At 72.7% G+C, this 17,885-nt stretch carries 16 protein-coding genes; 9 read left to right on the forward strand and 7 right to left on the reverse strand.

Annotated features, from left to right (window positions below; all coding sequences use genetic code 11):
* Position 1: 1 nt before the first annotated feature.
* From AC4BEG_RS06735 to AC4BEG_RS06745, 3 genes are all read right to left on the reverse strand, one after another.
* The gene (locus AC4BEG_RS06735) at positions 2–1,090 is read right to left on the reverse strand and encodes a right-handed parallel beta-helix repeat-containing protein (RefSeq protein ID WP_490704993.1); all 1,089 of its coding nucleotides are present in this window, start codon (positions 1,088–1,090) and stop codon (positions 2–4) included.
* A gap of 72 nt (positions 1,091–1,162) precedes the next feature.
* Complete coding sequence (locus AC4BEG_RS06740) at positions 1,163–2,248, reverse strand: MBL fold metallo-hydrolase (RefSeq protein WP_490704994.1); 1,086 nt, start codon at positions 2,246–2,248, stop codon at positions 1,163–1,165.
* A 57-nt stretch (positions 2,249–2,305) separates the two neighbouring features.
* Positions 2,306–3,523 carry an aminotransferase class I/II-fold pyridoxal phosphate-dependent enzyme gene (locus AC4BEG_RS06745; RefSeq protein ID WP_490704995.1) on the reverse strand — a complete coding sequence of 406 codons (1,218 nt, stop codon included), beginning with the start codon at positions 3,521–3,523 and terminating at the stop codon, positions 2,306–2,308.
* 115 nt (positions 3,524–3,638) lie between these two features.
* Here AC4BEG_RS06745 and AC4BEG_RS06750 point away from each other — a divergent pair, with 115 nt between their 5' ends.
* Positions 3,639–4,175 (forward strand): hemerythrin domain-containing protein, encoded by a 537-nt coding sequence (locus AC4BEG_RS06750; protein WP_490704996.1) that lies wholly within the window; start codon positions 3,639–3,641, stop codon positions 4,173–4,175.
* 106 nt (positions 4,176–4,281) lie between these two features.
* On the opposite strand, the gene AC4BEG_RS06755 is transcribed toward AC4BEG_RS06750, so the two are convergent.
* Complete coding sequence (locus AC4BEG_RS06755) at positions 4,282–5,076, reverse strand: SigB/SigF/SigG family RNA polymerase sigma factor (RefSeq protein WP_490704997.1); 795 nt, start codon at positions 5,074–5,076, stop codon at positions 4,282–4,284.
* A gap of 234 nt (positions 5,077–5,310) precedes the next feature.
* Between AC4BEG_RS06755 and AC4BEG_RS06760 the strand changes: the two genes are divergently transcribed.
* From AC4BEG_RS06760 to AC4BEG_RS06780, 5 genes are all read left to right on the forward strand, one after another.
* Positions 5,311–6,276 carry a TIGR03557 family F420-dependent LLM class oxidoreductase gene (locus tag AC4BEG_RS06760; RefSeq protein ID WP_490704998.1) on the forward strand — a complete coding sequence of 322 codons (966 nt, stop codon included), beginning with the start codon at positions 5,311–5,313 and terminating at the stop codon, positions 6,274–6,276.
* A 4-nt stretch (positions 6,277–6,280) separates the two neighbouring features.
* Positions 6,281–8,173 (forward strand): thiamine pyrophosphate-requiring protein, encoded by a 1,893-nt coding sequence (locus AC4BEG_RS06765; RefSeq protein WP_490704999.1) that lies wholly within the window; start codon positions 6,281–6,283, stop codon positions 8,171–8,173.
* A 13-nt stretch (positions 8,174–8,186) separates the two neighbouring features.
* Positions 8,187–9,308: an enolase C-terminal domain-like protein gene (locus AC4BEG_RS06770; RefSeq protein WP_490705000.1), complete on the forward strand. Its 1,122-nt coding sequence runs from the start codon at positions 8,187–8,189 to the stop codon at positions 9,306–9,308.
* Positions 9,309–9,452: 144 nt separating this feature from the next.
* Positions 9,453–10,001, forward strand: coding sequence for a type 1 glutamine amidotransferase domain-containing protein (locus AC4BEG_RS06775; RefSeq protein ID WP_490707000.1), 549 nt, complete (start codon positions 9,453–9,455; stop codon positions 9,999–10,001).
* The gene (locus AC4BEG_RS06780) at positions 9,998–12,097 is read left to right on the forward strand and encodes a catalase (RefSeq protein WP_490705001.1); all 2,100 of its coding nucleotides are present in this window, start codon (positions 9,998–10,000) and stop codon (positions 12,095–12,097) included. Before AC4BEG_RS06775 ends, AC4BEG_RS06780 begins: the two co-directional genes overlap by 4 nt.
* 74 nt (positions 12,098–12,171) lie before the next feature.
* Here AC4BEG_RS06780 and AC4BEG_RS06785 read toward each other — a convergent pair whose 3' ends face one another.
* Positions 12,172–12,747 carry a TIGR03086 family metal-binding protein gene (locus AC4BEG_RS06785; RefSeq protein WP_490705002.1) on the reverse strand — a complete coding sequence of 192 codons (576 nt, stop codon included), beginning with the start codon at positions 12,745–12,747 and terminating at the stop codon, positions 12,172–12,174.
* A 41-nt stretch (positions 12,748–12,788) separates the two neighbouring features.
* The gene (locus AC4BEG_RS06790; RefSeq protein ID WP_490705003.1) at positions 12,789–13,280 is read right to left on the reverse strand and encodes a phage holin family protein; all 492 of its coding nucleotides are present in this window, start codon (positions 13,278–13,280) and stop codon (positions 12,789–12,791) included.
* Between the two features lie 361 nt (positions 13,281–13,641).
* Between AC4BEG_RS06790 and AC4BEG_RS06795 the strand changes: the two genes are divergently transcribed.
* From AC4BEG_RS06795 to AC4BEG_RS06805, 3 genes are all read left to right on the forward strand, one after another.
* Positions 13,642–14,025, forward strand: coding sequence for a DUF2795 domain-containing protein (locus AC4BEG_RS06795; protein WP_490705004.1), 384 nt, complete (start codon positions 13,642–13,644; stop codon positions 14,023–14,025).
* 176 nt (positions 14,026–14,201) lie between these two features.
* A complete protein-coding gene (locus tag AC4BEG_RS06800; protein ID WP_490705005.1) occupies positions 14,202–15,011 on the forward strand; it encodes a class I SAM-dependent methyltransferase in 810 nt (269 codons plus the stop codon).
* Between the two features lie 228 nt (positions 15,012–15,239).
* Positions 15,240–15,593 carry a VOC family protein gene (locus AC4BEG_RS06805; protein ID WP_490705006.1) on the forward strand — a complete coding sequence of 118 codons (354 nt, stop codon included), beginning with the start codon at positions 15,240–15,242 and terminating at the stop codon, positions 15,591–15,593.
* 54 nt (positions 15,594–15,647) lie between these two features.
* Here AC4BEG_RS06805 and AC4BEG_RS06810 read toward each other — a convergent pair whose 3' ends face one another.
* Complete coding sequence (locus AC4BEG_RS06810) at positions 15,648–17,864, reverse strand: DUF5107 domain-containing protein (protein ID WP_490705007.1); 2,217 nt, start codon at positions 17,862–17,864, stop codon at positions 15,648–15,650.
* Between the last annotated feature and the right edge of the window lie 21 nt (positions 17,865–17,885).

Consider the following 17,885-nt stretch of genomic DNA (forward strand, 5'->3'; position numbering starts at 1 on the left):
TTCAGCACCGGTCCGCGGGCACGGAGGTCCCGCAGACGTTGTCGGTGAAGGTGTTCCCGGGACCCTTGTCCCGGTCGGCCAGATCGGTCGGCCTGTTGCCGGTCAGCACGTTCTGGCTGATGGCGTTCTGGGTGTTCGGTACGCCGACGAAGCTGTTGAACAGCACCACCCCGCCGGACATCGGGGACTTGCCCACGTTGTTGTACACCTGGTTGCCCGTCACCCGGCTGCTCTCGGATCCGGTGAGCACGATGCCCGCGCCCTGGATGACCGGGAGCCGGTCGCTGGCCGGGCAGAGCCGGTTGTTCTCCAGCACGGCGTTGTGCCGGAGGGTCAGCGCACCGGCGCGGGGCTTGTTCTCGTCGCCGATGACGAAGAGACCGCCGCAGTTGTCGGTGATGACGTTCTGCTCGACGGTGAGGTTCCGCATCCGCCGGATCACCACACCGAGTCCGTTCTCGCTCAGCCGGTTGCCCACCACCTCGGTGCCGCGCGCGTCGATGGACCCGGCCTCGTGGGTGTTGGTGTTGACGATGTGGATGCCCGACTCCTTGTTGCCGCGCAGCACGTTGCGGACGAAGACCCCGCGGGTGGACATCTCCTGGCCGATGCCCTGCTGGCCGTTGTCGGCGGCGGTGACTCTGCGGACCCGCAGCCGGTCGGTGTACGAGGCCGAGATGCCGTTCTTGGCGAAGCCGCTGACCTTCAGGGACTGGATGCGGACATTGGTGACGGGCTGTTCGGCCGTCCCGGTGACACACAGTCCGTGGCCCGCCTTGCCACAGCCGTTGGCCGCCGCCTTCTTGGCGGGTCTGAGCACGGTGCGGGAGCCCACGCCGCGGATGGTCACCCCGGAGGTGGTGATCTGGACGTTCTCCCGGTAGACACCGGCCAGCAGCTCGATGGTGTCCCCGGGCCGGGCGGTGTTCAGGGCCGCCTGGATCGACTGGCCCGGCTGGACGACATGGACGGGGTCGGGACCGCCGCTCGCCACCGACCCGGTGGCCTGGGCGCTGGGCAGGGCGGCGAGTTCAAGGGCAAGGGCGGCCGCGGTGAGGGCCGTGAGACAGCACAGTTTTCGTGTACGCATGAACAGGAAGCTAGGCGGGCCCCGCACCATTCGCCACTTATGATCCATTTTCCAGATATGCCTGATTCTCCCTCATTCGAGCACCCGGGAGCCGCCAATCGGCAGATCCCACAGCGCCTCGCGCGGAGCGCCGGTGGCCTCCCAGGCGGCCCGCACCCGGTGCAACGGTTCCAGCGGCGGTTCGGCCGAGAGCAGGAAGGTGGACCAGTGCATGGGCACCAGCGCCCGTGCCCCCAGATCGCCGAACGCCCGCACCGCCTCTTCCGGATCGGTGTGCACCGTCCGCAGCATCCAGCGCGGGTCGTACGCGCCGATGGGCAGCAGCGCCAGATCGATGCCCGGGTAGCGGCGGCCGATCTCGGCGAACCAGTGGCCGTAGCCGGTGTCCCCGGCGAAGTACACCCGCTGTCCGTCCGGACCGGTGAGCACCCAGCCGCCCCACAGCGAGCAGCAGGTATCGGTGAGGGTGCGCTTGCTCCAGTGGTGGGCGGGGACGAAGTCGAAGCGGACCGGGCCGCCCTCGCCGTCGAGTTCGGCCGCCTCCCACCAGTCCAGCTCGGTCACCCGGGTGAAGCGGCGGGTGCGGAACCACCGGGCGAGACCGGCGGGGACGAACAGTGGAGTGGCGCGCGGCAGCAGCCTGAGGGTGGGCGCGTCCAGATGGTCGTAGTGGTTGTGGCTGATGACCACGGCGTCCACCGGTGGCAGATCCTCCCAGCGGACCCCGGGCGGGGTGACCCGGACCGGGGTGCCCAGGATCCTGCGGGCCCAGACCGGGTCGGTCAGCACGGTGAGCCCGCCGATCCGGACCACCCAGCTGGCATGGCCGACCCAGGTGAGCGCGGTCTGCCCGGGGCCGGTCAGCGGCAGCGGGCCCGGGGCGAAGGGGAGTTCGGGGATCTCGCGGAGCGCCTCGACGGGCGGCCGCAGCCGCCCCTCACGGGCCAGTCGGGCGATGGCCCGCACCCCGGGCAGCGGGGAGGTCAGCCGGTGGACGAACGACCGCGGCCAGGTGCGCACCTCGCCGAGCGGGCGCGGCGCGGGCAGTACGGGCGCGGCCGGGACCGGGGCCGGACGGGGCCGGCCGGAGGCGGCGGACCCGGTACGGCGCCGCTCGGCCGGTTCCGTGGGCTCGGCCTGCTCGGCGTGGTCGGTCATGGCGTGGACTCTCCCTTCCCTCGGTGGGACAACCTCCGCGGCACCGCCGCGAGGGCTTCAGCCGCCGTCCTCGATCAGCGCCCGGAAGGCCGTGTCGAAGGCGGCCAACGCCTCCTTCACATGCGGAAGTTCCAGCGGGTCCGGGGCGTCCAGCGCCCGCTGCCGCTGCGCGTCGGCCGCCCCGAGCAGCGGCAGCGTCGACAGCCGCACCCGCAGCGTGTGCGGAGGGTCGCCGAACCGGTGGCCACCCGCCACGCCCCGGCCGAGCCGCCCGCTCAGTGCACGCTCCAGCTCCACCGAGTCGGTGATGTTGCGGGCGGCCAGCACTCCGCGCAGCTCGTCGAGATCGGCGTAGAGATGGCGTCCGGCCTGGGGCGGGCGGCACAGCGCGCCCACGGCGGTCAGCGCGCGGTAGGCCGCGGCGGCCACCACGCCGTGCGTCCGGGCCGCGGCGGCCATGCGGGCGCTCACCGGTGGGGGCTCGTCCAGGGCGTAGGCGGAGGCGGCGGCGACGGGGGCGGGCAGCCCGGAGCGTACGGCGGTGAGCAGGGACAGCACCCGGGCCCGCAGCTCCACCCCGCGCTCGGTGGCCGGGAACCGGGCGATGGCGGAGGGCCAGCCGGCCGGGGTGAACGCGCCGACCAGATCGGAGAGCACGATGACGTCATCGGGGCGCATCTCGGCGGGGCTGAGCAGCACCGTGCCGTGCGGATGGTGGACGGTGTCGCGCCAGGTCTCATCGCTGACGATCAGCAGTCCCTCGGCCACGGCCGCCTCGCACACCTCGTGCATCAGCTCCGGCGGCGCCACCGTACCGGTCGGGTCGTCGGCCACCGACAGCAGCAGCATCCGCGGCCGCCCGTCCTCGGCGCGGATCCGGCGGACGGTCTCCAGCAGGGCGAACGGATCGGGCAGTCCACCGCACTCGGCCGGGACGGGCGCGTGGTAGGCGCGCCGGTCGACCAGCCGCACCAGCGGCGCGTACCAGGCGGCGCAGGGCCGGGGCAGCAGCACATCGCCGCCGGAGGCCGACGCCAGCAGCGCCAGCAGCAGCGGCTCGGCGCCGGGGGCGACCACCACATGGGCGGGGTCGGTCCACAGTCCGCGCCGCGACCAGTAGCCGCAGGCGGCGTCCCGCAGTTCGGCCGAACCGCCGACCGGCTCCGGCGCGGTGCGGTCCACCGCCCCGGCGAAGCGCTCGGCCAGCTCGGGGAGGACGGGCAGACCGCCGTCCTCCCGGTCCGCCGGAGCCGGTGCGGTCCACTGCCGCTGCATTCGTCCACACCTCCACCTGGCTGCCCCCGGGTAACCGTGCTGACCCGTCCACCTTCGCAGATCTCCGGCATCGTTTCGCGGGACCGGGCCGGGGGACCCGGGCACCATGACAGCGATGCCCGAACAGCACGATGTGGTGGAGCTGCTCACCGCGGACCACCGTCAGGTACAGGAGCTCTTCGACGGCTACCGGGCCGCCGGGGACCCGGGGCAGCGGCGGCGGCTCGTCGAGCGGATCACCGTGGAGGTGGTGCGGCACTCCGTCGCCGAGGAGGCCCATCTGTATCCGACGGTGCGCACGGCCCTGCCGGACGGCGACCAGGTCGCCGACGAGGAGATCGAGGAGCTGATCCAGGCCGAACGGATCCTGGCCGACCTGGACGCGCTGGACCCCCGGGACCGGGAGTTCGACCCGCTGGTGCGGCGGCTGATGGACGTGGTGTCCATGCATATCCGCGGCGAGGAGGACCTGGTCTTCCCCGAGCTGCGGGAGCGGCTCACCCCCGAGGAGCTGCTGGCGCTGGGCCTGCGCGTCGGGGAGACGACGGCCGCGGCGCGGGCGGCGCCGTCGCTCGGCGCCGCGGAGGGTCCGGGTCCGGGGCGGACCCTCGCCGATCGCGTCCGGAAGCAGCTGACCGGCCGAGGGCGATGAGTTTCTGCTCCAGACCGCGGCCCCGGGTGCGCACCACCGTCCCGGCCGGCCGGGTCCTGAGGCCGCCGGGGACGCCAGTCGAGGCCGGAGCCGGTCCCGGGGCCGGTCAGGCCGCGTCGGCCCCGACCTCCTCGCCCAGCCGGGCACAGGTGCGGGAGATGAGCCGGGAGACATGCATCTGGGAGATGCCCATCCGGTCGGCGATCCGGCTCTGGGTCTCATCGCAGAAGAACCGCAGATACAGGATCTCCCGCTCGCGCTCGGGCAGTGCCCGCAGCCGGGGTTTGAGGGATTCGCGCTGCACCACCCGCTCGTACGACGGCTCCGTCGAGCCGAGGGTGTCCACCAGCGCGTATCCGCCGTCGGTGCCGCGCAGTTCGGCGTCCAGGGAGAGGGTGGTGAAGCTGCCCAGGGCCTCCAGCCCGGCGCGGACGTCCTCCTCGCTCATCCCGGTGTGGGCGGCTATCTCGGCCGCGCCGGGGACGCGGTCGTCCGGGGTGCGGGTCAGCTCCTGGACGGCGCTACGCACCCGGTTGCGCAGCTCCTGGACCCGGCGCGGGACGTGCAGTCCCCACAGATGGTCGCGGAAGTGCCGTTTGACCTCGCCCACGACGGTCGGCACGGCATAGCTCTCGAAGGCCGAACCGTGGTCGGGGTCGTACCGCTTGACCGCTTTGACCAGGCCCACCATGGCGACCTGGCGCAGATCCTCGGTCGCCTCGCCGCGGTTGCGGAACTGGAGGGCCAGCCGTTCGGCCATCGGCATCCAGGCCCGGACCACCTCATCCCGCAGGGCGTCCTTGGACGCGCCGTCGGGCAGGTCGGCGATCCGGCGGAAGGCGGCCCTGGTGTCGGGGGCGTCGTCGTGCGAATGCCGGGGCTGTGCTCGTACGGATGTCATGCGCCGATCTCTCCCTTGAGCTATGGTCGGATCACCAAAAGGAGCAGAACCGGACAGAATCGGCGACCATTCGAGTCACGCCTCCAGCAGCCAGGCTGCTCCCATGGCGTGCCTCCGGTCCGAAGCACACCGGGCGCCTGCCCGTCACGAGCCCTGCCAAACAAGCCCGAACCAGGTTTTCTTCCCGGCACCCCGGACATCCGTCGCACCGGCTGCCCGCCTCGAGGAGGGCCTATGACCGAGTACGGCTACTTCCTGGCCACCGAAGAACATGGACCCGCCGCACTCGTCGAACAGGCACGGATGGCGGAGCAGGCCGGATTCACCGCCCTGTGGATCTCCGACCACTACCACCCCTGGACCGGTGCCCAGGGCCAGAGCCCCTTCGTCTGGTCGGTCATCGGTGCCCTGGCCCAGGCCACCAGCCTGCCCGTGCAGACCGCGGTCACCTGCCCCACCGCCCGCATCCACCCCGCCGTCGTCGCGCAGGCCGCGGCGACCAGCGCGGTGCTGCTGGAGGGCCGGTTCCGGCTGGGGGTGGGCATCGGGGAGGCGCTCAACGAACAGGTGCTGGGCGGCCGGTGGCCCCAGGCTTCGATGCGGCTGGAGATGCTGGAGGAAGCCGTCTCGGTGATGCGCCGGCTCCTGGTGGGGCAGGAGGTGACCCACCACGGCAAGCACTACACGGTGGAGAACGCCCGGCTCTACACCCTGCCCGAGGAGCCGGTGCCCATCGACATCGCCGCCTCCGGACCGGCCGCCGCGGAGTTGGCCGGACGGGTCGGCGACGGCTTCATCACCATGGTCCCGGACGCGGAGATCGTGGCACGGTTCCGGCGCGGCAGCGGTGCGAGCGGCAACTCCAAGCCGGTGCGCGGCGGGCTCAAGGTGTGCTGGGCGACCGACTCCTACGAGGCGCTGCGCACCGCCCACCGGCTGTGGCCGAATCTGGCTCTCCCCGGGGAACTCGTCCAACTGCTGCCCACCCCGGCCCATTTCGAGCAGGCCGTCGAGCTGGTCACCGCCGAACATCTGGCGTCCCGGGTGACCTGCGGCGACGATCCGGAAGGGCACACCCAGGCGCTCGCCGCCTACGCGGAGGCCGGTTTCGACACCGTATTCGTCAACCAGATCGGCCCCGACCAGCGAGGCTTCTTCGACTTCTACCGCACCAAAGTGCTGCCGCAGCTGCCGGGTTGAGGCCATGACCGGGAATGTGGCCGACCATCTCCTCGCCCGGCTCGGTGAGTGGGGCGTGTCGCATGTCTTCGGCTGCCCCGGCGACGGCATCGGCGGACTGCTCGCTGCCTGGGGCCGGGCCGCGGGCGAACCGCGGTTCATCCGGTCCCGGCACGGGGAGATGTCCGCCCTCGAGGCCGTCGGCTACGCCAAGTTCAGCGGGCGGCTGGGGGTGTGCGCGGCGGCCTCGGGCCCCGGTGCGGCCCAACTGCTGGGCGGGCTGTACGACGCCAAGCTGGACCATGTCCCGGTGGTGGCGCTGGTCGGGCAGATCCCCCGCACCGCGATGGGCGGCTCGTACCAGCGGGAGGTGGATCTGCACAGTCTGCTCGGGGACGTCGCCTCCGCGTTCCTGGAGACGGTGACCGTCCCCGGGCAACTGCCCAACGTCCTGGACCGGGCGATCCGCTCCGCGTATGCCCGCCGCGCCCCCACCGCGGTGATCGTCCCGGCCGATGTACTGGAGCTGGAGTACACCCCGCCCGCCCAGGAGTTCGGGAACGTGCCCTCCAGCCTGGACCGCAGCGGCTGGTCGGCGGTGCCGTCCGCCACCGCCCTGGAGCGGGCCGCGGAGGTGCTGAACGCGGGCGAGCGGGTGGCCGTGCTGATCGGCCAGGGCGCCGCCCGAGCGCGCGCCGAGGTCCAGCGGGTGGCCGAACGGCTCGGCGCGGGCGTGGCCAAAGCACTGCTCGGCCTGGACGCGCTCAGCGATGAACTCCCCTATGTCACCGGGCCGATCGGACCGCTGGGCAGCCGCCCCTCCTATGAGCTGATGCGGGGCTGCGACACCCTGCTGACCATCGGCTCCAGCTTTCCGTACGCCGAGTTCCTCCCGGAGTTCGGCACGGTGCGCGCCGTATCGATCGACCTCGACCCCCAGCGGATCGGGCTGCGCTATCCGTACGAGGTCAATCTGGTCGGTGACGCCCGGGAGACCCTGCTGCGGCTGCTGCCGCTGCTGCACCGCACCGAGTCCCGCGACTGGCAGGAGGAGATCATCGCGGGCGTCCAGCGGTGGCGCCGGGTGCTGGAGTACCGTGCCGGGCTGCCCGCCGATCCCGTCAACCCCGAGTACGTGGCCCACTGCCTGGATCCGCTGCTGCCCCCGGACGCCATCGTCACCTGCGACTCCGGGGCCGTCACCCACTGGTACGCACGCCATCTGCGGATGCGCGGCGAGCTGCGCGCCTCGCTGTCGGGCACGCTCGGCGCCACGGGCTGCGCCGTCCCGTACGCGATCGGGGCGAAGTTCGCCCGGCCCGAGCGGCCGGTGGTGGCGCTGGCCGGGGACGGCGCGATGCGGATGAACGGCATGGCCGAGCTGATCACCGCCGCCGCGTACCGCGACGTCTGGGAGAATCCGCGGCTGGTCATCGGCGTCTGGCGCGACCATGACGTAGACGAACCGGCATGCGGGACGGGCGCGTTGGGCGACACATCGCGGTTCCCGACCCCGCGGACGCTGCCGGAGGTGCCCTACGCGTGGTTCGCCGAGTCCCTCGGGATGACCGGTATCCGGGTGGCGGAGCCCGAGCGCGTCGAACCGGCGTGGCGCGAGGCGCTGGGTGCGGACGGCCCCGTGGTCGTGGAGTTCGTCACCGACCCGGGGGTGCCGCTGCTCCCGCCGGACACCGGCTGGGAGCGGATGGAGGCCCCGGTGGAGCCGGTCGCCGAGGAGGGCGCGGACCGGGAGGGCACGGTCCGCCGGGGGTTCGGGGCCAGGGCGCGGGAGTTCCTGCCGCACCGGGGGCATCGCCCGGACCGCCCGGACGCCTCGGACCGTTCCGACGGCCCCGACCACCCCGACCACCCGGACCACCCGGACCGCGGTACCACACCCGAGGGAGACGGCCTATGACGGTGTGTGCACCATGAAGGGCGCGCGCGGCATGACCGCCGACCCGCTGATCGACCGGCTCGATGTCACGGCGTACACGGTGCCGACCGAGGCTCCGGAGGCCGACGCCGGACTCGCCTGGCACGAGACCACCGTGGTCGTGGTGGAGGCCCGCAGCGGGCGGGCCACCGGCCTCGGCTGGACCTACGCGCCCGCCGACGCCGGGTCGGTGGCCGGCGATCTGCTGCGCCCCGCCGTCGTCGGCCGCTCCCCGCTGGACATCGCGGGGGCGTACGAGGCCATGGGCCACGCCGCGTACACCGCGGGCCGCCCCGGTCTGGTCGCCCGCGCCGTGTCCGCCGTGGACATCGCGCTGTGGGACCTCAAGGCGCGGCTGCTGGGGCTGCCGCTGGCCCGGCTGATCGGCGCCGTACGCGAGACGGTGCCCATCTACGCCTCCGGCGGCTTCCTCACCTACCACGACACCCATCTGGCCGGCCAGCTGAGCGGCTGGGTGCACGGACAGGGCATCGAACGCGTCAAGATCAAGATCGGGGAGGCGCGGGGACGGGCCGTGGAACACGATCTGAGGCGGGTGGGCCACGCCCGGGACGCCATCGGCCCGCATGCCGAGCTCTATGTGGACGCGGGCGGCGCGTACACCCGCAAACAGGCGGTACGGGTGGGCCATACCGCCGCCGAGCACGGGGTGGGCTGGTTCGAGGAGCCGGTCCCCGCCGACGATCCGGAGGGGCTTCGGATCGTCCGCGATCTGGTGGTCTGCGATGTGGCGGCGGGCGGCCACGGCTCCGTGCTGTCCGACTTCGCCCGGCTGATCCCGGTGGTGGACTGCCTCCAGGCCAACGCGACCCACTGCGGCGGGCTCACCGTCTGGCTGCGCGCCGCGGCCCTCGCCGAGGCCATGGGCCTGGAGATCTCCGGCCAGGGAGCGCCCCACGCGCATGCCCACGCCGCCGCGTGCGTGCCCAATCTGCGCCACCTAGAATGGTTTCACGATCATGCGCGTATCGAGTCCACGCTCTTCGCGGGCGCTCTGGTCCCGACCGGTGGGTCGGTGCGTCCGGGCGCGGGCGGCGAACCGGGACACGGGATGAGCTTCCGGCACCAGACCGCCGCGCCGTACCGCGTCCTGTGACCACGGCCCACCACCTCGTCCCGCACCCGCTGATCACCTCCCCCTCACCCATCCGGTATTCCCGGTTTCGCCCCCTGCCCCGCTGGCTACCCGCTCAGCCGGGCGCAACGGTTCCGAGGGAGAAGAGGGAAGGACGTGACACATATGAAGGTCGCCTTTCTCGTCGCCCCGGCGGGTGTCGAGCAGGTCGAACTCACCGATCCCTGGCAGGCGGTCCGCGATGCCGGCGGCACCCCCCGGCTGGTGTCCACCAGGCCCGGCCGCGTCCAGGCCTTCCACCACCTCGACAAGGCGGACACCTTCGAGGTCGACCAGGTGGTGAAGGACGCGGCGGTCGGGGAGTACGACGCGCTCGTCCTGCCCGGCGGGGTGGCCAACCCCGATCTGCTGCGGCTGGACAGCAAGGCCGTGGCCTTCGTCAGAGGCTTTGTGGACGCGGGCAAACCGGTGGCCGCCATCTGTCACGCCCCCTGGACGCTGGTGGAGGCGGACGTGGTGCGCGGCCGCACCCTCACCTCATGGCCGAGCCTGCGCACCGACATCGCCAACGCGGGCGGGACCTGGGTGGACGAGCAGGTCAGCGTCTGCACCAGTGGCCCCAACACGCTGATCACCAGCCGTAAGCCGGATGACCTCAAGGCCTTCGACGAGGCGTTCCTGGAGGAGTTCACGAAGAAGGGAGCCGGACCATGACGGACGACCGCAAGGAGCGTCAGCGCGAGGCGTACCGGGCCGCCGATCCGGCCGAGGGCCCGCTGACCACTGACCAGGGCGTGGCGGTGGACCACACCGACGACTCGCTGTCGGCGGGTGAACGCGGCCCCACGCTGATGGAGGACTTCCACTTCCGCGAAAAGCTGATGCACTTCGACCACGAGCGCATCCCCGAGCGGGTGGTGCACGCCCGGGGCGCGGGCGCGTACGGCTACTTCGAACCGTACGAGTCCTGCGCGGAGTTCACCCGGGCCGCCTTCCTCCAGGACCCGTCCGTGCGCACCCCGGTCTTCGTACGGTTCTCCACCGTGCAGGGGCCGCGCGGATCGGCGGACACCGTCCGAGACGTCCGGGGCTTCGCGACGAAGTTCTACACCTCGGAGGGCAACTACGACCTCGTCGGCAACAACATGCCGGTCTTCTTCATCCAGGACGGCATCAAGTTCCCCGACTTCGTGCACGCGCTCAAACCCGAGCCGCAGAACGAGATGCCCACCGGTGCGTCCGCCCATGACACCCTGTGGGACTTTGTCTCGCTCCAGCCCGAGACCATGCACATGATGATGTGGCTGATGTCGGACCGGGCGATTCCGCGCAGCTACCGCATGATGCAGGGGTTCGGGGTGCACACCTTCCGCTTCGTGGACGCGCGCGGCAAGGGCACGTTCGTCAAGTTCCACTGGAAGCCGAAGCTGGGGGTGCACTCGCTGGTGTGGGACGAGGCTCAGGAGTGCCAGGGCCGGGACCCGGACTTCAACCGGCGCGATCTGTGGCTGGCCATCGAGGCGGGCGAGTTCCCGGAGTACGAGCTGGGCGTCCAACTGGTCTCGGAGGAAGAGGAGTTCAGCTTCGACTTCGATCTGCTCGACGCCACGAAGATCATTCCGGAGGAGCAGGTACCGGTGCGGCCGATCGGCCGGATGGTGCTGGACCGCAATCCGCACAACTTCTTCGCCGAGACCGAGCAGGTCGCCTTCCACACCGGGAACGTGGTCCCCGGCATCGACTTCACCAACGACCCGCTGCTCCAGGCCCGTAACTTCTCCTATCTGGACACCCAGCTGATCCGTCTGGGCGGCCCCAACTTCGCGCAGATCCCGGTCAACCAGCCGATCGCCCCGGTCCGTACCAACCAGCGCGACGGCTACCACCAGACCGCGATCCACACCGGCACCAACTACTCCCCCAACTCGCTGGGCGGCGGCTGCCCGGCCATCGCCGGACCGGACGGCTATGCCTTCACCCACTACGCGGAACGGGTCGACGGCGCCAAGATCCGTAAGCGCAGCGCCAGTTTCCAGGACCACTACAGTCAGGCGGCGCTGTTCTGGAACAGCATGAGCGACTGGGAGCGGCGGCATATCGTCGACGCCTTCCGCTTCGAGCTGGGCAAGGTCGGGGCGGTGGAGATCCGGGAACGGACGGTCGGCGAGCTGGCGCATATCGACTACAGCCTGGCGACCTCGGTCGCCGAGGGCATCGGGGTCGCCATGCCGAGCCCCGGTGGGAACGACCACAAGCCGGTGGCCTCCCCCGCGCTCAGCCTCGACAATCTGCGCGGTGACCACTCCATCCGCACCCGCATGATCGCGGTGCTGGTCACCGACGGGGTGGACACCGTCCAGCTCGGCCAGGCGAAGGAGGCGCTGTCCGCCCAGGGCGCCGTGGTGGAGGCCCTGGCCCCGCACGACGGCACGGTGCGGAGCAGCGACGGCGACGACTGTCCGGTGGACCGTGCGCTGCCGACCGTCGCCTCGGTGCTCTACGACGCGGTGCTGCTGCCCGGCGGCCCGGTCGGGACCCCGGACCTGTCGTCCGACAGCACGGCGATGCGGTTCGTCCGGGACGCGTACCGGCACGGCAAGCCGATCGGCGCGCTGGGCTCGGGCGTGGGGATCCTGGCGGCACTGGAGCCGGAGGGGCTGCACATCGCCTCGGGACACGGCCATGTGTGCGCGGACCGCGGGGTGGTCACGGACACCACGACGGGCGCGGCGAGCGAGGAGTTCACCCGGGCCTTCGCCGAGGCCGTCGCGAACCACCGGTACTGGGACCGGCCCTCGGTGCGCTGCTGAGCCACGGCGGCGGGGCGTCGTCGCAGGCGTGTGGGGCACGGCACGGGCCGTGCCCCACACGCCTGTGCCGTCGGCTATGCCTCGCGGCCGAGGAGTGCCAGCAGCTTGGTCTGCGCGTCGGCGCCGGGCGGGGGTTCCACCGGGGCGGCGAACAGACCGCTCTCCTCCAGATCGGCGGCGTACGGCGCGACCTCCCGCACCGAGAAGTCGACCAGCGGCTTCGGGATCCGCTCGTCCGCGCCGATGGCCCGGGACAGATCCCAGGCGTGCACGGCGGCGTCCGCCGTCATCTGGGCGCAGTAGTGCGCGGCCGGGGTCTCACCGAAGGAGAGGTCGACGGTCCGGTCGAGGGCACCGGGCTCGCGGAAGGCTTCGCGGGCCGCGGCCGCCGCCGCGTCCCAGGTGGCCACGGGGTCGTCGCCGAGCAGATCGCCCTCCAGGGCGTCGCCCTGTTCGGCGAGACCGGCCCCCTCCCGTACCAGCGGTGGCACCCACATCTGCTCCACGGCCAGGTGGTTCACCAGGTCGCGTACGGTCCACTCGGTGCAGGGCGTCGGGGCGTCCCACTGATCGGGGGTGATCGTGTGCACCCGCTCGGTGAACAGCTCCAGCGCCTCGGCGTAGCGGGCCAGCAGCGGTTGATCAGCCATGGTGCTCCCTCATCGTGCCGTCCCCGGCGGTCTGGCGGCGGTCATCCGCGCTGGGGCGGGGCCGGTGGCTCGGTGGGCGGCTCGGGCGGTGTCGGTGCGCCCGACGGGGCCGACGGGGCGGCGGGAGCGGAGGGCGCCGACGACGGAGCCTTCGGTCCCCGCGGGGGCCAGGTGGGCCAGTGCGGCGCGTGCGGTGGCTGGCCCGCGGCGTTCTTGACCACCGCGGCCAGCACCATCAGCATCGCGCCGACGATCAGCGCCGCCGCCCAGCCCGGCATCACGAGGGCGAACAGCAGCACCAGACACGCGGTGAGCACACCCCCGGCGTAGAACGCGATCGCCGCCGCACCGCCCCACAGGCGGACGGTACGGCTCCGGGACTGCGCGCACAGCTCGTCCCGCATCTCATCCCGCAGGACGCGCAGTTCCTTGCGGACTTCTTCGCGGACGGCCCGCGCGACCGGCCCGGACTCCCCGGCCGACGGCCCGCCTCCCTGGTCGCCCGATCTCGGATAGGCCGATTTATCAGTCATGCGCGCCGGGTACCCGTGCGCCACCGCTGTTAACACCGGGCCGGGCCCCGACGCGTGTGCAGGGCCGCGGCACCGGACGCGGGCCCCTGATTTCCCGCGCCCGGCGCCGCTCCTCACTCCCTGCGGGCCGCTCGGCCAGCCTCCGGGTGCCCCGCCCGGCGACCGCCAAACCTGCCGCGAACGGTCGTCGCACCCGATCAGGGAAACCTCGTGTTGATGACGCGGCGGCGGGTACGCAAGGGGGACGGCGGGTCGGCCGGAACCGGCCGTACCGCCGCAACGGGGGTGAAAGAGGAAAGAACAGACCTCGGGGCCACCGACCATCCCGAGGTGCGACGGACCCGCCAGGAAGGGGACCGACATGCAGCGAGGCAGCAACCGGGTGAGCGTCCGCAGGGACGACGAGATGAAGCACGAACTCCAGGGACTGATCCGCTCCGGCCACCCCACGCGGGTCGAGGAGTGGCACGACCCGGAACCCGCCGCCGACGACGACCCGCCGGTCATGACCGGACCGGTGCCCTCTCGCGGGACGGGCGGCGAGGCGGAGGCCCTGCGGTTCGAGTTCGCCCGGCGTCTGGGACGTACGACGTTCCCCGCGGACCGCGGCACCGTGCTGCGCACCTTGCGGGAGCGGCACGCCCCGGATCGGCTGATCGCCCGTGCCGAGGAGCTGCCCTCGGACCGCACCTACCACACGGTCGGGGAGGTGGTCTCGGCGCTCGGTCTGCACCCGGAGACGTAGAGCCGCGGGGCTGGGGGGGGAGGGGCGACGACCCCTCCCCCCTTTTTTTGCGCGGGCGCACGACGTTCTGCATAGTGAGACGCCACTCTCGCAATACGAGATGCGGTTCTAGGGTGGAACCACTGCCGGCCACCGGTCGGCTCATCAACCTCCAGGGCTCGAAGGGGAGTTCCGCCATGCCGAAGGACACCGCCGTCTACACCCACGGACACCATGAATCGGTGCTGCGCTCGCACACCTGGCGCACGGCGGCCAATTCCGCGGCCTATCTGACCGGTCATCTCGAACCCCGGATGCGGATCCTGGACATCGGCTGCGGCCCCGGCACGATCACCGCGGATCTGGCCGAACTGGTCCCGGGAGGCGAGGTCATCGCGGTCGACGCCGACAGCGGCGTACTGGAGCGGGCGCGGGCGGTGGCGGAGGAGCGGGGGCTGTCCCATGTCCGCTTCGCGGTCGCCGACGTCCACGAGCTGGACCACCCGGACGACTCCTTCGACGTGGTCCACGCCCACCAGGTGCTCCAGCACGTCGGTGACCCGGTGCGGGCGCTGCGCGAGATGCGCCGGGTATGCCGTCCGGGCGGGCTGGTGGCGGTGCGGGACAGCGACTACGCCGCCATGACCTGGTATCCGTCGGTGCCCGGGATGGACGAGTGGCTGGATCTGTACCGCCGGGTCGCCCGTGCCAACGGCGGTGAGCCGGACGCCGGGCGCCGACTGCGCTCCTGGGCGCTGGCGGCGGGCTTCACCGACATCACCGCGACCGCCGGCACGTGGTGCTACGCCACCCCCGAGGAGCGGGCCTGGTGGAGCGGGCTGTGGGCGGACCGTACGGTCGCCTCCTCCTACGCCCGTCTCACGGTGGACGGCGGCCATGCGACCGAGGCCGAACTGCGGGGGATCGCGGACGCGTGGCGGGCGTGGGGGGAGTGCGCCGACGGGTGGTTCAGTGTGCTGCACGGTGAACTCCTCTGCCGTGGCTGAGCAGTTCAACTAGGTCCTGTCCTGTCGATCTTCGTGGATCAGGCCGCGGCGTCTGGTGAGGGGGCACCTCCCAGCGGTAGCTGGGGGAGGATCGCAGGAGGGGCTTCCTCGTACTGGGCGTACTCGGAAGATCCCGACAACGCGGCGAGGCGCGGTGCCAGGCGTCGCGGGCCCGCGAAGATCGGCAGGACAGGGCCTGGGCTCGGCAGGTCAACTAGGCTCGCCCGCATGGACATTCTCGGGACTTCCCTGCGCGTGTGCGTCGACGACCTGGACTCGGCGATCCCCGTCTACGAACGACTGACCGGCGCCGAGGCGTTCCGCTTCCAGCGGGGAGGGGTCTCGGTCGCGGCGGTCGGCTGCTTCTTCCTGATGAGCGGCCCGGAGTCGGAACTGTCGATCCTCCGTAAGATCCAGGCGACACTCGCGGTGAAGGATGTGGACGAGGCGGCGGCCGATCTGACCGCCGTGGGCGCGCAGATCGTCGCCGGCCCCCTGCCCGCCCCCGTGGGCCGCACCCTGGTGGCCCGTCACCCTGACGGATCGGTCTTCGAATACGTCGACCGCAACCCGACGGGCTGACGGCGCCGTAACCCTGCGCTCCGCGGGGTCCGTTCCGGCCCGGCGGCCCTGAGCCTAGGCGGGGCGCATACGGAACTCATAGGGCTCGGGCAGGGGATGTTCCGCCCTCGCCCGAGCCCGCGTCGCTTCCGTCCGCGGCTCGCCCGGCCGCGCGGTCAGCGCCTCGGCGATCGCGTACCACGTATCGCTCAACGCCTCGTCGCCCTCGCGCAGATCGCAGACCTCGAACCCCTCGTCGAAGACGGCGCGGGCGGCTTCGGGGTCGCCCTGGGCGAGCTGCACCTGTGCCCGCAGCAGTCGGAAGCGGCCGCGTGCGCGGACGGCCGGGCGCAGTGCGTCGAGCACCGCGCGGGCGTCATCGGCGCGATCGACGGCGAGGAGGGCGACGACCGCCTCACGGCCCAGTGCCGCTTCGGCCGCCTCCATGGCGCTTGGCTCGGGGTCGGCGGGCGCGGGCGGCGCGGCGAGTGAAACGGCGGCGCGCGCGCCCGGCGCACCCGCGGCATCCAGCGCCGGGCCGGCCAGGGTCGGGACGGCCGGAGTCGGGGCGGCGGACGGTCCGGTGGACGGTTCGGTGGCCACTGGCTCGACGGCCGCCGCCTCGGTGGCCCGGTCGGTGGCGGCGAGCACCAGCCGTACCGCGCGCAGCAGCCGCTCGGCCGCACGGGACGGATGGCCCGCCTCGCTGTCGGCCACGGCGAGACAGCGCAGCGTCCAGGGGGACTCCGCACAGCGCAGCGACCGCTCCCAGCTGCGCTCGGCCTGGGCCCGGTCGCCCGCATGCCACTGGGCGACACCCAGGTGGTATTCGGCGGCGGCGGTGGCCGGTGCGGCCTCCAGCAGATCACGCCAGGCCGGGGCCACCAGGGAGGGGCCGGGGTCGGCCCGGCAGGGGCCCGGCTCCCAGGCGGGGAGGGCGCCGGTGCGCAGCAGCCGTCGCCAGGGCTCCTGTTCCGCGCCGAGGGTGTCCGGGTCGAAGGGGGTGCCGGGCAGCCGGTGGCCACCGCGCTCGACCTCCAGCGCGCCCCATCCCGAACCGGTGCAGAGGCGCTGTTCCGGTTCGGCGTCGGCGTACGGACGCCAGTCGTCGTACGCGGCCTCGACGGTGGCGCGCGGGAGCTCCGCTTCGAGCCGCTCCTCGACCGCCCGCCGGGCCGCCGCCCAGTCCTCGCCGTGCGCGGCGGACGGGTCGGCGGACAGCGGTCCGTACGCCTCCAGCCAGGCGAACTCCTCCCCCGCGCCCAGCGGTACGTGCTCCAGCTGGGTGCGGGCCAGTCCGGCCTGGATCTCGGCGTAGCCACCGGTGCCGGGTTCGGTCAGCCACCGCTGCCAGCGACGCCCGCCGGGCCCGGCGCCCCACAGGAAGAGCTTGCGGCCGCGCAGCAGATCGGTGGAGGTCTGGACGAGGCCATGGCCCCGGTCGTCCACCGCGGCGATCCAGCGCCGGGCGCCCTCGGGGAGTTCGTAGAAGTAGTCGGCGGGATGGCTGCCGCGCAGCGGATAGCTGCGGTCGGCGCCGTTCCACTCCGGGACCGGGACCCGGGTCAGGGTGCGGGTGTAACCGAAGTGCCAGGCTTCGTCGGCGGGGGCGAGGACACGGGTGCGCTCGTCCTCGGGGACGGCGATGTTGGACCACCAGTAGACGGGGGCGGGGTGGTGGTGCGGATTGCGGATCCGTACGCCCACGTACAGGAACGCGGAGTCGGCCGGCAGCCACAGATCGACCTGGAACGGCAGGTCGCGCAGCCGCTCCCACTCCCACAGCCGCACCATCGCGCCCCCGTCGGCGGCGTCGGGCGCGGGTACCCGGGCGGCGTGCAGGGGCGCGCAGGACAGGGTGGTGTGGCCGGTGGCGCCGATGTTCCACTCGATGCCGCCGGAGAACCAGGCGCCGTTGAGCGCGAAGTCGGCGGGCTGGAACACCGGGTTGCGGTAGAGGAGTTCACGGCCGGTGGGCTTGTGGTGGAGGGAGTGCACCCGGCCGCCGAGACCGGGCAGCACGGTGGCGCGGAGGTGGTCGTTCTCGAGGATGAGGGCGTCGAGTGCGGTGGGCACGCGGTCACGGCCGTAGCCGTCGCGCAGCCGCACCGGGAGCACCGAGCGCAGCGGGCGGTAGGCGACCTGACGGGCCATATCGGCGGGGAGGGTGGCGCGGACCCGCTCGTCGACACGGTGGGTCTCGTCGCGCGGGCGCAGCGCGGGCAGGGGGTTCCCGAGCCCGAGCGGGGCGGCGGGAAGGGTCAGGGTGGTACGTCGCACGGTCGCGGCCACTGGCTGCCTCGTTCCGACTGC

The organism is Streptomyces sp. JLBJ103 (assembly GCF_058215575.1).

What these genes read in the sequence shown, in the direction of transcription:
- AC4BEG_RS06780 (WP_490705001.1), top strand. Translation starts at nt 9,998, where the DNA reads ATGACGGACGACCGCAAGGAGCGTCAGCGCGAGGCGTACCGGGCCGCC.
- AC4BEG_RS06745 (WP_490704995.1), bottom strand. Translation starts at nt 3,523, where the DNA reads ATGCAGCGGCAGTGGACCGCACCGGCTCCGGCGGACCGGGAGGACGGC.
- AC4BEG_RS06790 (WP_490705003.1), bottom strand. Translation starts at nt 13,280, where the DNA reads ATGACTGATAAATCGGCCTATCCGAGATCGGGCGACCAGGGAGGCGGG.
- AC4BEG_RS06755 (WP_490704997.1), bottom strand. Translation starts at nt 5,076, where the DNA reads ATGACATCCGTACGAGCACAGCCCCGGCATTCGCACGACGACGCCCCC.
- AC4BEG_RS06760 (WP_490704998.1), top strand. Translation starts at nt 5,311, where the DNA reads ATGACCGAGTACGGCTACTTCCTGGCCACCGAAGAACATGGACCCGCC.
- AC4BEG_RS06765 (WP_490704999.1), top strand. Translation starts at nt 6,281, where the DNA reads ATGACCGGGAATGTGGCCGACCATCTCCTCGCCCGGCTCGGTGAGTGG.
- AC4BEG_RS06785 (WP_490705002.1), bottom strand. Translation starts at nt 12,747, where the DNA reads ATGGCTGATCAACCGCTGCTGGCCCGCTACGCCGAGGCGCTGGAGCTG.
- AC4BEG_RS06775 (WP_490707000.1), top strand. Translation starts at nt 9,453, where the DNA reads ATGAAGGTCGCCTTTCTCGTCGCCCCGGCGGGTGTCGAGCAGGTCGAA.
- AC4BEG_RS06795 (WP_490705004.1), top strand. Translation starts at nt 13,642, where the DNA reads ATGCAGCGAGGCAGCAACCGGGTGAGCGTCCGCAGGGACGACGAGATG.
- AC4BEG_RS06770 (WP_490705000.1), top strand. Translation starts at nt 8,187, where the DNA reads ATGAAGGGCGCGCGCGGCATGACCGCCGACCCGCTGATCGACCGGCTC.
- AC4BEG_RS06750 (WP_490704996.1), top strand. Translation starts at nt 3,639, where the DNA reads ATGCCCGAACAGCACGATGTGGTGGAGCTGCTCACCGCGGACCACCGT.
- AC4BEG_RS06800 (WP_490705005.1), top strand. Translation starts at nt 14,202, where the DNA reads ATGCCGAAGGACACCGCCGTCTACACCCACGGACACCATGAATCGGTG.
- AC4BEG_RS06740 (WP_490704994.1), bottom strand. Translation starts at nt 2,248, where the DNA reads ATGACCGACCACGCCGAGCAGGCCGAGCCCACGGAACCGGCCGAGCGG.
- AC4BEG_RS06735 (WP_490704993.1), bottom strand. Translation starts at nt 1,090, where the DNA reads ATGCGTACACGAAAACTGTGCTGTCTCACGGCCCTCACCGCGGCCGCC.
- AC4BEG_RS06805 (WP_490705006.1), top strand. Translation starts at nt 15,240, where the DNA reads ATGGACATTCTCGGGACTTCCCTGCGCGTGTGCGTCGACGACCTGGAC.